We start from the raw sequence: 13,817 nt of genomic DNA, 5'->3' as shown, positions 1-13,817 counted from the left end.
CGTAAGCTCCGGCACACCGCATTCGCGTTCATCCTCGGGCCCTGGCCCAGTTGAGGAAGCGGTCGGTCAGGTCCACGCGTCGGTCGGGGTTGAGTTGGGCGAACTGGTCGTTGGCCTCGGCCATCAGCGTGCCGAGGTAGATGATCAGCGCCGTCCGGTTCCCCCGATACTCGGAGAGTAGGGACAGCTTGGCCGGCTGGCAGGGCCACTCCCTCCCGCAGTTGCGGCACCGCCACAGCGGGCGCATGGCGACGTGTGGGACCAGTTGGCGGGCCGTCATCGCAGCCTCAACGCGATGGCTCTGGCCTCGTCGTCGCTCAGCGGCAGGAACCACACGAATCGCTGCACGATCTCCGGCGGTTCCGGCCCTTCGGGGCGTCCGCGCAGATCCTTGATGGCGCGGCTCAGCAGGAACGCCATGACGGGGATGAGGGTCGACGTGGTGAGCCGGTCTGGCGGGATCGTCTGGAAGTTCGGGCAGGGCCAGGGCTCACCGCACGCCTCGCAGTCCCAGCTCGGGGGGTAGCCGATGTGGCCGGTGACCGTGCGGATGCCGTCGAGAACGGTCACCAGCGGCCCCCGTTCGCGCGCCACTCCTGGCCCGGGGTCAGTCCGCCGGCGCGGCCGGGCCCCTGCTGGGGGTAGGGCTGCGTCGGTAGGCGCATCCACTCCGGCAGGTTGGTTCCGCGTACTCGACGCGGCAGCGTCGGTTGCTCCTTGGCCCGGCACCGGAAGAACGGGATACGCACGTCGACCTCCTTGCGACTGTGGAAGGGATCGCCCCCGCGACGGGGGAGGCGGGGGCGACCCACGGGCAGGACCCACCCCGGCTACGCTCAGCGAGGAGCAGGTCCGCATGAGTGACAGTCTGGTGAGGATCGGTCCGACTTCGACAGGCGCTCATGCCGACTGAGCTGGTGATACGCCAACAGTGAGCGCCGCCGGACAGCACAGAGAGACACGCCGCGGAGATTGGGCAGGAGTTGGGCATTCGATGGGCAGCGTGATGGATTACGTGGTGATGGAGCTTCGCCTGCTTCGAGCCACCCTTGGCCTCAGCCAGGAGGACTTCGGCAGGACCATCGGCTACTCGGCCTCGCACGTCAGCTCGGTGGAGACCGGCGGTCGTCCACCGACCATCGACTACGTCATGGCCGTCGACCGAGCGCACGACCCGGCATCCGACCGGCAGAAGGGCGGCCGATTCACGCGGATGCTGCGAGAGCTGTCCAAGGTCGACCCCGAGTGGCTGCGCGAGTGGATCGGGCTGGAGCGTGAGGCGACCCTGCTGCGCTGGTACGAGCCCGCCTACGTACCCGGCCTTCTGCAGACCGAGGCGTACGCGCGAGCGACGCTCGCGGACGGTTTACTGCTGCCAAACGAGATTGAGCAGCGGGTGGCGTCCCGGCTGGAGCGGCAGGCGATCGTGACGCGGGACGCGCCCACGCCGCTGGTGGCCGTCCTTGACGTGATGGTTCTTCGTCGGCAGATCAACGGACATGCCAGCGTCATGCGGGAACAGATCGATCACCTCGTCAAGATGGCCGAGCTTCCGCACGTGCAGATCCTCGTGGTGACGGACGACGCGGGGGTCTACCCTGGCTTGCAGGGAGGATTCATCCTGGCCACCCTGGGCGACGGATCGGTGGCTGCGCATCTCGACCACCAGGTGCGAGCACAGGTAGTGAACGGGGCCGATGACCTTGCTACTCTCCAGCGAACGTGGGAGTCGATCAGAGGCGAAGCTCTCCCCCGCAGGCAGTCCCTCGATCTGATCAAGGAAGCGGCGCAGACATGGACATGAGCGGTGCCAGGTGGCACAAGTCGACTCGCTCCGGCTCGAACGGCGGGTCGTGTGTAGAGGTGGCCGACAACCTGCCCGGCGTGGTGCTCGTGCGCGACACCAAGGACCGCGAGGGCGGCACGCTCCAGTTCGACCCGCAGGTCTGGCAGAGCTTCGTCAACTTCGCCAAGGCCCGCTGACGTCCCGTATGCCGCCTCGGCGGTTGATCTGCGGTCGGTGAGCGCCTCGCCGATGGTCGTGCGCGGTCGCACGCCGAGTGCGACCCCGACGGGTCCTCGGCTGTTCGCCGAGGCGAGTGGCACGTCGGGTATGCGTTGGGCGGGTGGGCAACCACCGATGTTTGGATCCTGCCTGGCGTCGAACACGGCGTCCGCGTGCGATTTCCCGATCCCTTGGCCAGTGCGGAGGTCTGGCGTTCGATGTGGGTGGGACCGGGCCGGCGTCGGACACAAGCCGGGCCCGCCGCCTCTGCTGATGACCGCGCACAACGCGCAGCCGGCAGGTGCTCCCGTTCGTGGGGCGCCACCGGCCCACTCGTACGCGCGTCCGATGTAGACCGCGATCGGTGGCTGGAGCGGTAGCCACTTCGCCGGTCCCGGCGGTGGTGGCCCTTCACTAGTGTGGGAGGCATGACATCGGCGAGGCGGCGTGGCGGTGTGCCACCGGTATCACCGGAAGATGTCCGGTTCCGCGTCTGGGTGGCGATCATATCCGGCATGATCGCCGCCGTCCTTTTGGCCTACTTCGCACACCGCGTGTACGTGGAAACGGCAGCGTACTCCGCGTATCGCGCGGGCGCCCTCGCGCCGGCGTCGGCGGCGGTCGTGGAGGTCAGCTACGCCAGTGCCGAGGGCGGCTTCGGCGGCAACGGCACCTCGCAAGAGGTCCGGTTCCGCCTGCCCAGCGGCGACGAAGGGGCGTCCTTGGCGCGGGAGCGAGAGGCGTTCCTCGATGTCGACGAGGGGCAGATCGTTCGGGTGGGCATGTGGCACGGGCACCTCGTCACCGTCGAGGGCCAGTACGTGCGCGCGCCGTGGACGCCGGGAGCCGCGTTGGTGTTCACGCTGCTGCCGCCGACGTTCGTACTCATGGTGCTGCAGCTTTACCGGCTGTGGCGGCTGCGCAAGGAGCGCCCGAACTCCCTCATCGGCGACAACTCCAGCGGTACGTACACGGTGGCGGCCGCTCTGCTGGCCTTCGGGACCAGCTTGGTCGCGTCGCTCGTTGACGGTGTTCCGTGGGTGCCGGTGCCGGCGTTCGTGGTGAGCGCCCTGGGGCCGCTGGCGTTGTTCACGCTTCGGGAGAACCTCGAACGCCGCGCCGCTCGACGTCGGTAGGCACAGGTCGGGGTACTAGCCCCGTTCCACCACGCCACTCGCCGCCGGGCCACGGCGAGCCTGGGCGACCCTCTCGTCCTGGCTTGACGCCCCAGCCGGCCGTCCGGTCCCGGCCACCGGGCAGAATCGGGCGGTGCCCGTCCACCAGATCACCGACCCCGACGACGCCCGAATCGCCGACTACCGCGCGCTGACCGACGTCGAGCTGCGTACCCGATGGGAACCGCCGCACGGCCTGTTCATCGCCGAGGGGGAGCTGGTGCTGCGGCGGGCGCTGCGGGCCGGCTACCCGGCCCGGTCGTTCCTGGTCGACGCCAAGCGGACCGACCAGCTCGCCGACCTCGACACCGGCGACGCCCCGGTGTACGCGGCGATTCCGGACGTGCTGGAGAAGGCCACCGGCTTCCACGTGCACCGGGGGGTGCTCGCCTCGTTCCACCGCAAGCCGCTGCCGGGCGCGGACGAGGTGCTGGCCGCCGCCCGACGCGTGGTGATCCTGGAGGACGTCAACAACCACACCAACCTCGGGGCTGTCTTCCGGGGTGCCGCCGCGCTCGGCATCGACGCGGTGCTGCTGTCGCCGTCCTGCGCCGACCCGCTCTACCGGCGCAGCGTGCGGGTCAGCATGGGGGAGGTCTTCGCGGTGCCGTACGCCAAGCTCGACCGCTGGCCCGTGGGCCTGGACCAGGTGCGGGAGGCGGGCTTCACCGTGCTCGCCATGACGCCGGCTCCGGACGCCGTACCGATCCAGCGGTTGACCGCGGCGCAGCGCGAGCGGGCGGCGTTGCTGCTGGGAGCGGAGGGCCCCGGTCTCACCGCGGCGGCCCAGTCCGCCAGCGACGTGCGGGTGGTCATCCCGATGCGGCGCGGGGTGGACTCGCTGAACGTGGCCGCCGCGGCGGCGGTGGCGTTCTGGGAACTGGGTCGCGACGATCCACCGTTCGGCGGCGGGTAGCCGCCCGTCCGTCGGACACTTCGGCTTGCATGACCATGCGTCCTGATGAATAATCTTTCCCGTGTCCAAGGTTCTGACCTCCCTGCCCATCGGTGAACGTGTCGGCATCGCCTTCTCCGGCGGCCTCGACACCTCGGTCGCGGTCGCGTGGATGCGCGACAAGGGCGCCGTCCCCTGCGCCTACACCGCCGACATCGGCCAGTACGACGAGCCCGACATCGCCTCGGTGCCCGGTCGCGCGCTCAGCTACGGCGCCGAGGTCGCCCGACTGGTCGACTGCCGCGCCGCCCTGGTCGAGGAGGGCCTGGCCGCGTTGACCTGCGGGGCGTTCCACATCCGCTCGGGCGGGCGGGCGTACTTCAACACCACCCCGCTGGGCCGGGCCGTGACCGGGACCCTGCTGGTGCGGGCGATGATCGCCGACGACGTCCAGATCTGGGGCGACGGGTCGACCTTCAAGGGCAACGACATCGAGCGGTTCTACCGGTACGGCCTGCTGGCCAACCCGCAGCTGCGCATCTACAAGCCGTGGCTCGACACCGACTTCGTCACCGAACTGGGTGGGCGTAAGGAGATGTCGGAGTGGCTGCTCGAACGCAACCTGCCGTACCGGGACAGCACCGAGAAGGCGTACTCGACCGACGCCAACATCTGGGGCGCCACGCACGAGGCGAAGACCCTCGAACACCTCGACACCGGCATCGAGACGGTCAACCCGATCATGGGGGTCCGGTTCTGGGACCCGTCGGTGGAGATCCCGACCGAGGACGTCACGATCGGCTTCGAGCAGGGGCGCCCGGTGACGATCAACGGCAAGGAGTTCGGCAGCCCCGTCGACCTGGTGCTGGAGGCCAACGCCATCGGCGGCCGGCACGGCATGGGCATGTCGGACCAGATCGAGAACCGGATCATCGAGGCCAAGAGCCGGGGCATCTACGAGGCGCCCGGCATGGCGCTGCTGCACGCCGCGTACGAACGGCTGGTCAACGCCATCCACAACGAGGACACCCTGGCGAACTACCACAACGAGGGTCGCCGCCTCGGTCGGCTGATGTACGAGGGTCGCTGGCTGGACCCGCAGGCGCTGATGCTGCGCGAGTCGTTGCAGCGTTGGGTCGGCACGGCGGTCACCGGCGAGGTGACGTTGCGGCTGCGCCGGGGCGAGGACTACTCGATCCTGGACACCACCGGCCCGGCGTTCAGCTACCACCCCGACAAGCTGTCGATGGAGCGTACCGAGGACTCGGCGTTCGGTCCGTCGGACCGGATCGGCCAGCTCACCATGCGCAACCTGGACATCGCCGACTCGCGGGCGAAGCTGGAGCAGTACGCCACCCTCGGCATGGTCGGCGGCGCGGCCCCCCAGCGGGTGATCGGCGCCGCGCAGGCAGCCTCGACCGGGCTGATCGGCGCGATGCCGCAGGGCGGCGCGGAAGCCATCGCGTCGCGGGGCGTCTCCTCCGCCGACGACGAGGCACTCGACCGCGCCGCGATGGAGTTCGGCGTCGACTGAGCGGCCTGCTGCCGCTCACCAGCAGGCTCGGGGATGTCTCAGGGTGATGCAGTACGGTCGGAGGTCGCCACGATCCGGCCTGTCGCTTCCGGCCGTAGTGCCGCATTCACCAGAATGTCAGGTACGCGGTTCGCTCTCGCCGGGCGGGGCCGTGCCCGGGTCGCGTCCTGAGCGGCCCCGTCCCGCCGAAGGAGGCCGACGTGCGTATCCCCTGGTACCGGTGCCCGATCACGGTCCTGCCGGTCCTGCCGAGGCGCGAGCCGGGGACCCACCTGCCGGAGTGGCTGCGCCAGCCGACCCGGCCGGCGCCGGCGCCGGCAGCGGACCTGCCCGGTCGGCTGACCCTGGCCCGGCAGTGGTGGACCGGCCGGCGGTCCGGGTGAGCGGCACCTGACCGGCTCCGCGCGGGGGGTCGGTCAGGTCAGGGTTTCGAGGACCTTGTGGTAGGCGGGGGGGACGTGGTTCGGGCCGCCGGGGGTGAAGACGTCGGAGTCGGCGGCCGTCGACCAGGCGCTCCCGGGCACCGCGTCGACGAGGGCGCGCACGACCGGGGCGTCGCGCCACTGGTCCTGGTCGGCCAGCAGCTTGAGCGCCACCACCGACTCCTCGACCTCCCCGACGCACTCGAACGGCTTGTGCCCGTCCACGCCGAGCAGCTCCCGGTAGCCCGGGATCTGGGCGGTGTCGGCCAGCAGGTCGCCGCCGAAGATGCGCACCACCCGTTCCCGGGGCATGAACGGCGCCATGGCCAGGAAGACGAACCGGCACTTCGGGCAGTCGCGGCACCACCGCTCGCTGGCGTCGCGCAGCCTGAACGCGGCATTGCAGCTGGTGACCACCGCGTCGTACCGGTCGATGGTGGCGAAGAGCCGGGCGATGTGCAGCTCCGACAGCGACCGCAGCAGGCTGAAGTACGGCTCGGTGAGGCCGGCGTGCTCCGCCAGCGCCGCCCGCAACAGGCCCTCCGCCTCGACCCCCTTGGACCACTGGTGGTTGATCTCGTGCCCGTTCCAGACCAGGTTCGGGTCGGAGGCCGAGCGCTCGTTGGACATCACCACCGGACCGAGGCCGTGCAGCACGGCGGTGGCGACCGCGATCAGCGAGTTGATCGCGGTGACCGGGATGTGGCCGTTGCGGGCGCCGGCGGCGTTCAGGTCGAACAGCGCCGGGTCGAGCCGCCGCCGGGCCGCCAGCGCGGGCAGACCGGACGCCTCGTTCACCGAGACGATCACGTGGTTCGGGTTGACCGAGAACGGCACCGGCTCGAACCCGGCGCGGCGCAGTGCCTCCAGGGTGACGATGGAGTCCTTGCCGCCGCCGACGGCCGACAGCGGCCGGCGGTCGGAGTCGTCGTACACCCGGGGCGGGGCGACCTCGCCGGCCGGCACCTCGGGCCGCAGCTGGAGCACGTGCGGCAGCTGGTTGCGGTAGGCGTACTCGGCCAGGCCCCTGGTGTAGACGGCGGTGACCAGCTCGGCGGCGGCCGTGCCCAGCGGCGCCGGCAGCACCAGCCGGGGTGGCGCCGCGGCCTTGTAGTAGCTGACCCCGGCGACGACGTGCAGCAGTTCCAGCACCCGGCCCAGGGTCGCCACGGTCTCGTCCGACGGCGGGTCGGCCGGCAACGGCAGCGTGATCACCTCGGTGAACCGCTGCTCGCCGTCCGGGCCGGTGAGCGCGTAGTCGAACAACGCCTCGCCGGTGGCGAGATCGATCGAGTAGGACGGGAAGGTGAAGGCGTCCATCCGCCGGAGCTGCTCGTTGGGCACACGCCATACTAGGCCCTGGTTCGTCCGGCCGTGCCCGGCTGCGCCGGACCGTGCCCACCACGGAAGTCGAAACGCCCTGAGGAGAGCCAGTGCGCCTGTCTGACCTGCGCGGACGTAGAGTCGCCGTCTGGGGGGCCGGCCGGGAGGGCCGGGCCGCCGTGACCGCCGTCGCCGCGCACGGCCCGGCCGACCTGGTCGCCGTCGACGACAGCGCCAACTTCCTCAGCCTGCCCTGGGAGGGGCCGCTCGCCGAGGCCGCGCCGCTGGTCACCGGCGAGGAGGGCTTCGCCCGGCTGCTCGCCGCCGACGTCGTGGTCCGCTCTCCGGGTGTGCCGTCCACCCACCCGTGGATGGTCGAGCTGCGCCGGCGCGGGACCACCGTCACCCAGGGCACCGCGCTGTGGATGGCCGACCACGCCGACCGGACCGTCGGGGTCACCGGCAGCAAGGGCAAGAGCACCACCTCCAGCCTGATCAGCCACTTGCTGGCGGCAGTCGACCGGCCCAACGTCCTCGGCGGCAACATCGGGGTGCCCACCCTCGACCTGCCCGAGGCGGACCTGTACGTGCTGGAACTCTCCAGCTACCAGTGCAGCGACCTAACCGACTCACCGCGGGTCGCGGCGGTCACCGCCCTGTTCCCCGAGCACCTGGACGCGCACGGCGGCGAGGCGGAGTACTACCGGGACAAGCTGAACCTCCTCGCGTACGGGCCGCGGACCGTGGTGGTCAACGGCCACGACCCGCGGCTGGCCGTGGAGCTGGGCGACCGGCCGGCGGTACGCGCCGGGCTGCCGGGCAGCGCGCACGTGACCGCCGGTCCCGACGGCACCCCCTGGTTCCACCTGGCCGACCGGCCGCTGTTCCCGCGTGCCGTGTTGCCGTTGGTCGGCCGGCACAACGAGGGCAACCTCTGTGTGGCGCTCGCCGTGCTCGACGCGCTCGACATCGACGTGGTGGCCCGGAAGGACACCCTGGCCGTCGCGGTCGCCGAGTTCCGGGGGCTGGCGCACCGGCTCACCGAGATCGTCGACCCGTCCGGGCTGACCTTCGTCGACGACACCCTCGCCACCAGCCCGTACGCGGCCATGCACGCGATCGACGCGTACGACGGCCGGCCGTTGACGGTGATCGTCGGCGGTGCCGACCGGGGCCTGGACTACGCGCCACTGGCCGAGCACCTCGTCGAGCGGGAGATCACCGTGATCGGCGTCCCGGACAGCGGCCCCCGCATCGTCGAGGCGTTGGCCGGGCTGCCGAAGGTACGCACCGAGACGGTGGACGACCTGGTCGACGCCGTACGGCTGGCCCGGGAGGTGACTCCGGCCGGCGGGGTGGTGTTACTGTCGCCGGCCGCGCCCAGCTACGGCCGGTTCCGCAACTTCGAGCACCGCTCGGAGGTCTTCGCCCGGGCGGTCCGGGACACCGCCGCCGGCTGAGCCGTCCAGAGCTGGTCCCGTACGCCCGGCGCGCCGGGACGAGGCCGGACCGCGCGTCAAGCCGGGGCGCGATGCTGGCCGGCGGGCCGGTCGGTGTGCTCACGTTCCGGGGTGGCCGGCGGGTCGGTCTGGTCCCGCCGGACGATGGCCAGCCCGTCGTCGCTCTCGGTGTCGGGCGCCGGTGCCGGGGGGCGGGGGCCGGGCGGTCTCTTGGCCGGCGTCCAGGCGAACGCGAGGCTGCCTCCGACCAGCGCCAGCAGCATGCCGACCACGAAGCCGCCGAGGTTGGAGGTCAGCCAGGAGGCCAGGGCGAGCACCAGGGTGAGCAGGGCGTAGAAGACCCGCTGCTGCGGGGTGGCCAGCAGCAGCACCCCGCAGAGCACCAGGACGGTGGGGACCAGGTACGCGGCCAGGCCCTGCGGCCCGACCTTCAGCACCACGCCCAGCGGGGCGCGCAGCGTCACCAGCATCTCCACCCCGGCGACGGTGATCAGCACGCCGGCGGTGAAGGGGCGGCTGCGCCGCCAGTCGCGCCAGCGGGCCCGGCGGGTGCCCGTCGGGCCCGGCATCGGTCCGTGGCTGGTCATCTCAGCAGCCGTCGGGGGTGAAACGCATCCGCAGGTCCGGCAGTGTGAAGACGGCGGCGGTGGTGGCGTAGTTGTTCTGCCGCAGGTTGGTGATGGTCACCGTCTCGGACTGCTGGGAGAAGACGCCCGGGGCGCCGGTCACGCCGGGCACCCGGGTGAGGGTGCTGGCGTCCTGGCCGACGTCGATGTTCTTGAACGAGGCGTTGCCGGCGACCTCGTCGCCGTCGACGATCAGGGTACGGGCGGTGACCGGGGTGCCCTTGGCGCCGGCGGTGATCTTCAGGTACGTGCCGCCGAGGTTGATGCTCTGGCAGAGGTTGGTCAGCTCGGCCTTGTCGATCGCCGACACCATGACCAGGACCTGACCGCCGGTGTCGCCCTGGTTGGGGCTGTCCGGGATCATCTCGTCGATGGTGGCGAACTGTTCGAAGCCGGTGCCGGTGAGCTTGTCCGCGGTGACCGTGAAGGGCATGCCGGAGATCGCGAACTGTACGCCGAGCGCACCCTGGGCGGTGGCCAGCACCATGCCGATGGCGCCCGCCCCGGTGACGCCGAGTGTGGCGGCGAAGCGGCGCCAGCGTACCCCGCTGCGGGGGACCGGTCCGGTGTCCACAGTCTCCTCCGGCATGGCTGCTCCCTCTTCGAGATCGATTCAGCGGCGACGATGCGATCGCTTCTTCCGGAAGTGTCGCGAAGAAGCGATCCGGGTGTGCCGACGTCAATGTCCGAGTCGACGTACGCCGAAGTTACCGCCGGGTAAAGGGGTGGTCAACGTCCTGTCGCCGGCTCCTGTTACGCGTAGTCTGCGAAACTCCGCAAAGGTTAGAAACCGCAGCGGTTTCCGACCCCGGTCAGGGGTGTGGACGCTCCGCCGCCGCGCACGGTGCGGTCACGCCCGCGCCTTCGCTGGCCCCGGTGGCCCGCGCGGCCCGCGCCGCGGCCTCTGGGCCGACGAACGGGGCGGTTACCGCGTAGGTCAGCACCGGCAGCAGTTCCGGCAGTCGCGCGGTGCGTTCCTGCGCCACCGCGGCCCGGATGGTGGCCTGCACGCCGCCGACCACCATGGTCACCAGCAGGTCGCGCTCGCTCGGGCTGAGGGTCGGGCCGGGGCCGTCGGCGGGGAAGAACCGGCGGAAACTCTCCGGTAGCCGGTCGCGCTCCTTCCGGGCGGCGGGGCCGGCCGCCTCGATTTCCACCAGCGCCATCCGGGCGAACGCGGGCACGCTGGCCAGCACCTCCAGCAGCGTGCGCAGCGCCGCGCGGGCCGCGTCGGCCCACTGCGGGCCGGCGTCGGCGTAGGCGTCCTCCATCAGGCGCAGCACCACGGCGATGCCGTGCCGGTAGGTGGCGAGGAAGGCGTCCTCCTTGCCGGCGAACAGCTCGTAGAAGGCCGGCCGGGTGACCCCGGCCGCCCGGCAGATGTCGGTCACCCGGGCGCTGTCGTACCCCTTCGACGCCACCTCGTGGACCAGGCCGTCGAAGAGGCGGTCGCGCTGGGTGGCGGCGACCGCCTCGGCGGGAACCCGGCGCGGCCCGCGCTTGATGGCGCGATCCGGGTCGCGTCCGGGGCGCGCTCCGGGCAGCGGGGTGGACGCCGGGCGGGGTGCGTGCGACAGGGCCAACCTATTTACCTTTCTGGATGCGTTGACTTTACGACTCTCCGGGGTTTATAACTTTCCCACGTTCAGTCCAGGGTCGGTCACCAGTCGTCGTCCAGCGGGACGGCCTGGTCGGGTGTCGCCGAAGGAGGGCTCGATGGTTGTCATTATGGCCGACCGCCGCCCGCTCCAGGCCGGAAGGTCGCAGGTGACGCGGCATCGCCGCAGGGCCACACCCGGCCCCTGACCGACCGGCCGGGTCGACGCTGACCCGTCCGCCGTCCACCACGGCACGCACGGTCGATCCCGGTCGTGCCCACCCCGGTCCGCCACCACCACGCCGGTCCGGGCGATCCATCCCCACACCGCTCCGGGAAGGAACCACCATGCCCAGGCTCCGCCGCCGCAGCGTGGCCGTTGTCGCCACCGCCCTGCTGGTCAGCCTCGCCGGCACGTCCCCCGTCGCCGCCGCGTCCCTCGACGACACCGTCCTCACCCACGGTGCCGTCGGCGGCGCCGCCGTCGCCGTCGGCGACGTCATCGAGTCCAACCTCGCCACCGGGACCACCGCCAACTTCTACTCCACCGCCACCGGCACCACCGGCGTCAAGTGTGCCGCCTCCAAGTTCAGCGCCACCGTGCTGACCAACCCCGCCGCGCCGGGCGTCGCCACGGAGAGCCTCGACGCGCAGAGCTTCAGCAGCTGCACCAGTAACGTGTTCGGCACCCTGCGCGTGAACCGGGTGAGCGTCGACAACCTGCCCTACAGCACCAGTGTGGACAGCGCCGGCACGGTGACCATCAGCGGTGGCGCGGCCGGCCCCATCCAGAGCACCGTCGTGCTCGCCACCCTGCTCGGCACGGTCACCTGCGTCTACCAGACCGCCGGCAACAGCCTCAGCGGGGTCTCCTCGAACGCCACCACCTCGATCAGCTTCGTCAACCAGCCGTTCACCAAGGTCGCCGGGCCGGCCACCTGCTTCAGCTCCGCGTACTTCTCCGCGACGTACGCGCCGGTGCAGGACGTCAGCCAGGCGGGCAGCCCGACCGTCTACGTCAACTGATCCCTCCCCCCGAGGCCGGTGCCGGGCGGTCCGCCCGGCACCGGCTCGACCACGCCGACCGTGGGCCGGAACCCGGGGCCCCACCGGGGGTGCGGCGGCGGGAAGCCCACCCCGGGCCCGTACGCCCGCCGCGAGCCGCGCCCCGGTCGCGCCGGTCGGCGGCGGGCTGCTCCGTCAACCTCGGCTTCCCCAGCCTGACCTGAGCAGCCGCAGCACACCCGCTCCGGCCAGGTACGCCACCAGGGCGGCCACCGGCACCCCGAGGGGTTCCGGGGCCTCCTTCGGGGTCACGGCGTTGTGCACCAGGGCGTACACCACGGCGGCGAAACCGGCGACGGCGAGCGCGCCACGGACGCCGGAGCGTCCGGTGCGGTCCGGACGCCGTCCGGTGCGTGCCTCGATCGGCCCGAAGAGGGCGACCAGCACGGCCAGCACGACCGTGAGCAGCAGCACCCAGGGCAGCCGCCAGGCCAGCCACGCGGCCGAGCCCACCGGTGGGGTGGGCAGCAGCCCGACGGCGTCGAGCGCGCCGACGAGCAGGACGGCGGCGGTCAGGTGCCAGAGGAAGACGGTGAGCACCACGGCGTTCACCGCGATCACCACCAGCCACGGGCGGCGGCGGTGCAGCCACCGCTCGACCGGGCGGCGTAGCAGCACGATCAACCCGAGCTGGGCGGTGGTCAGGGTGAGCAGCGCCAGGCTCGGCGGGGCGGCGTTGTCCAGTCGCTCGCCGGGCACGTTGAGCATCGCCACCGGGTACGGCCCGACACTGGTCAGCAGCACGGTCGCGGCCAGTCCGGCGAGCAGCATGGTCCACCCGGCGCGGCGGGACAGCGGCAGGCGGGTGGCGCGTGGGCCGCTGCGTGCCGGCGCTGCGGTGGACCGCGCACCATCCGCCGTGGCCGACGAGCGGGCGTCGTACCAGGCGAAGCCGAGTTGGTGCACGGCGAGCCAACCGAAGAGGTAGTTGCCCAGCGCGTACCGCTCGGGGCCCAGGGCCCGCCCGACATCCCCCGCCGCGACCAGCACCGTCAGCGCCACCGGCACGAGCAGGCCGAAGCGCCGGTGCAGCGCGTACGTCACCGGGGTCAGCGGCACCACCAGCAGGTAGGCGGCGAGGAACCACAGCGGGATGGTGGCGAACCAGACCACGGTGCGGACCTGGGTTGCCGGCACGCCGGCCAGCGAGGCGACCGCGGCCCCGCCGCAGAGCACCAGCAGCAGTGCGCTGGTGGGACGTAGCAGCCGGGCGGCCCGGTCCAGCAGCCAGCCGGTGGCGTCTCCGCCCCGGTCCCGTCGGGCGGTCAACGAGGCCGCGTTGGCGAACCCGCCCACCAGGAAGAAGATGGGCATCACCTGGGCCACCCAGGTCAGTGGGTACGCCCAGGGCAGGTCGGGCAGGGCCGACCGCCCGGTGGGTCGCCCGGCGGCGTCCGCGCCGATGACGCTCACGGCCCAGTGCCCGAGCACGACGACGGTGATCGCCAGCGCGCGCAGCAGGTCGACGTGACGCTCCCGGCCCGCCGGGGTGCGCTCGGCGAGCTGACCCAGGCGGCGCATGAGGTCAGGCTATGCCAGGCCGGCGGTCTCCGGGCGTCGGTCGGCTCCGGCCACCGGGACGTGTGCGGTCGGGTGAGGCGGATCCGGTGGCCGTTCCCGTCACCACACGCGCCAGGTAACAGTTTGAAAACTTCGTCCACGCCCTTGACAGCGGAGGCCCTTCAGTAAGAACTTTTACCACTAACAGTAAACAC

16 protein-coding genes are annotated in these 13,817 nt (G+C 71.8%); 8 read left to right on the top strand and 8 right to left on the bottom strand.

The window, feature by feature from the left end; all coding sequences use genetic code 11:
* Positions 1–28: 28 nt before the first annotated feature.
* From E1165_RS05530 to E1165_RS05520, 3 genes are read right to left on the bottom strand one after another with little or no spacing between them, the layout of a single operon-like run.
* The gene (locus tag E1165_RS05530) at positions 29–280 is read right to left on the bottom strand and encodes a flavin reductase (protein WP_132388371.1); all 252 of its coding nucleotides are present in this window, start codon (positions 278–280) and stop codon (positions 29–31) included.
* Complete coding sequence (locus tag E1165_RS05525) at positions 277–570, bottom strand: hypothetical protein (RefSeq protein WP_243704599.1); 294 nt, start codon at positions 568–570, stop codon at positions 277–279. Before E1165_RS05525 ends, E1165_RS05530 begins: the two co-directional genes overlap by 4 nt.
* A complete protein-coding gene (locus tag E1165_RS05520; protein ID WP_132342812.1) occupies positions 567–749 on the bottom strand; it encodes a hypothetical protein in 183 nt (60 codons plus the stop codon). Before E1165_RS05520 ends, E1165_RS05525 begins: the two co-directional genes overlap by 4 nt.
* Positions 750–994: 245 nt before the next feature.
* Here E1165_RS05520 and E1165_RS05515 point away from each other — a divergent pair, with 245 nt between their 5' ends.
* The 6 genes from E1165_RS05515 to E1165_RS05490 all read left to right on the top strand — a co-directional run bounded on the left by E1165_RS05515 (position 995) and on the right by E1165_RS05490 (position 5,992).
* The gene (locus E1165_RS05515; protein WP_132388367.1) at positions 995–1,804 is read left to right on the top strand and encodes a helix-turn-helix transcriptional regulator; all 810 of its coding nucleotides are present in this window, start codon (positions 995–997) and stop codon (positions 1,802–1,804) included.
* Positions 1,801–1,983 (top strand): DUF397 domain-containing protein, encoded by a 183-nt coding sequence (locus E1165_RS05510; RefSeq protein WP_132388407.1) that lies wholly within the window; start codon positions 1,801–1,803, stop codon positions 1,981–1,983. Before E1165_RS05515 ends, E1165_RS05510 begins: the two co-directional genes overlap by 4 nt.
* A 537-nt stretch (positions 1,984–2,520) precedes the next feature.
* Positions 2,521–3,141: a hypothetical protein gene (locus tag E1165_RS05505; RefSeq protein ID WP_132388365.1), complete on the top strand. Its 621-nt coding sequence runs from the start codon at positions 2,521–2,523 to the stop codon at positions 3,139–3,141.
* Positions 3,142–3,274: 133 nt separating this feature from the next.
* Positions 3,275–4,096, top strand: a complete 822-nt coding sequence (locus E1165_RS05500; protein ID WP_132388363.1) for an RNA methyltransferase — start codon at positions 3,275–3,277, stop codon at positions 4,094–4,096.
* Positions 4,097–4,157: 61 nt separating this feature from the next.
* Positions 4,158–5,609, top strand: a complete 1,452-nt coding sequence (gene argG / locus E1165_RS05495) for an argininosuccinate synthase (RefSeq protein ID WP_132388361.1) — start codon at positions 4,158–4,160, stop codon at positions 5,607–5,609.
* 200 nt (positions 5,610–5,809) lie between these two features.
* A complete protein-coding gene (locus E1165_RS05490) occupies positions 5,810–5,992 on the top strand; it encodes a hypothetical protein (protein ID WP_132388359.1) in 183 nt (60 codons plus the stop codon).
* Between the two features lie 33 nt (positions 5,993–6,025).
* Here the strand turns inward: E1165_RS05490 and E1165_RS05485 are convergent, their stop codons facing one another.
* The gene (locus E1165_RS05485; protein WP_132388357.1) at positions 6,026–7,375 is read right to left on the bottom strand and encodes a hypothetical protein; all 1,350 of its coding nucleotides are present in this window, start codon (positions 7,373–7,375) and stop codon (positions 6,026–6,028) included.
* Between the two features lie 89 nt (positions 7,376–7,464).
* Here E1165_RS05485 and murD point away from each other — a divergent pair, with 89 nt between their 5' ends.
* Positions 7,465–8,814, top strand: a complete 1,350-nt coding sequence (gene murD / locus E1165_RS05480) for a UDP-N-acetylmuramoyl-L-alanine--D-glutamate ligase (RefSeq protein WP_132388355.1) — start codon at positions 7,465–7,467, stop codon at positions 8,812–8,814.
* A gap of 56 nt (positions 8,815–8,870) precedes the next feature.
* Here the strand turns inward: murD and E1165_RS05475 are convergent, their stop codons facing one another.
* The 3 genes from E1165_RS05475 to E1165_RS05465 all read right to left on the bottom strand — a co-directional run bounded on the left by E1165_RS05475 (position 8,871) and on the right by E1165_RS05465 (position 11,023).
* On the bottom strand, positions 8,871–9,401 hold the full coding sequence (locus tag E1165_RS05475) for a DUF6114 domain-containing protein (protein WP_243704598.1): 531 nt from the start codon (positions 9,399–9,401) through the stop codon (positions 8,871–8,873).
* Position 9,402: 1 nt separating this feature from the next.
* Positions 9,403–10,029 (bottom strand): DUF6230 family protein, encoded by a 627-nt coding sequence (locus E1165_RS05470; RefSeq protein ID WP_132388353.1) that lies wholly within the window; start codon positions 10,027–10,029, stop codon positions 9,403–9,405.
* A 223-nt stretch (positions 10,030–10,252) separates the two neighbouring features.
* Entirely contained in the window at positions 10,253–11,023 is a 771-nt protein-coding gene (locus tag E1165_RS05465) for a TetR/AcrR family transcriptional regulator (RefSeq protein WP_132388351.1), read from the bottom strand.
* Positions 11,024–11,385: 362 nt separating this feature from the next.
* Here E1165_RS05465 and E1165_RS05460 point away from each other — a divergent pair, with 362 nt between their 5' ends.
* Positions 11,386–12,063 (top strand): Tat pathway signal sequence domain protein, encoded by a 678-nt coding sequence (locus E1165_RS05460; protein ID WP_132388349.1) that lies wholly within the window; start codon positions 11,386–11,388, stop codon positions 12,061–12,063.
* A 174-nt stretch (positions 12,064–12,237) separates the two neighbouring features.
* On the opposite strand, the gene E1165_RS05455 is transcribed toward E1165_RS05460, so the two are convergent.
* Positions 12,238–13,623 carry an acyltransferase gene (locus tag E1165_RS05455; protein WP_132388347.1) on the bottom strand — a complete coding sequence of 462 codons (1,386 nt, stop codon included), beginning with the start codon at positions 13,621–13,623 and terminating at the stop codon, positions 12,238–12,240.
* Positions 13,624–13,817 lie beyond the last annotated feature (194 nt).

The sequence above is a fragment of the Micromonospora sp. KC723 genome (genome assembly GCF_004348595.1).
In the GTDB taxonomy this organism is placed as follows: Bacteria; Actinomycetota; Actinomycetes; order Mycobacteriales; family Micromonosporaceae; genus Micromonospora.
Note: the sequence above shows the minus strand (reverse complement) of the source record. Positions and strands in the feature narration are given on the sequence as shown.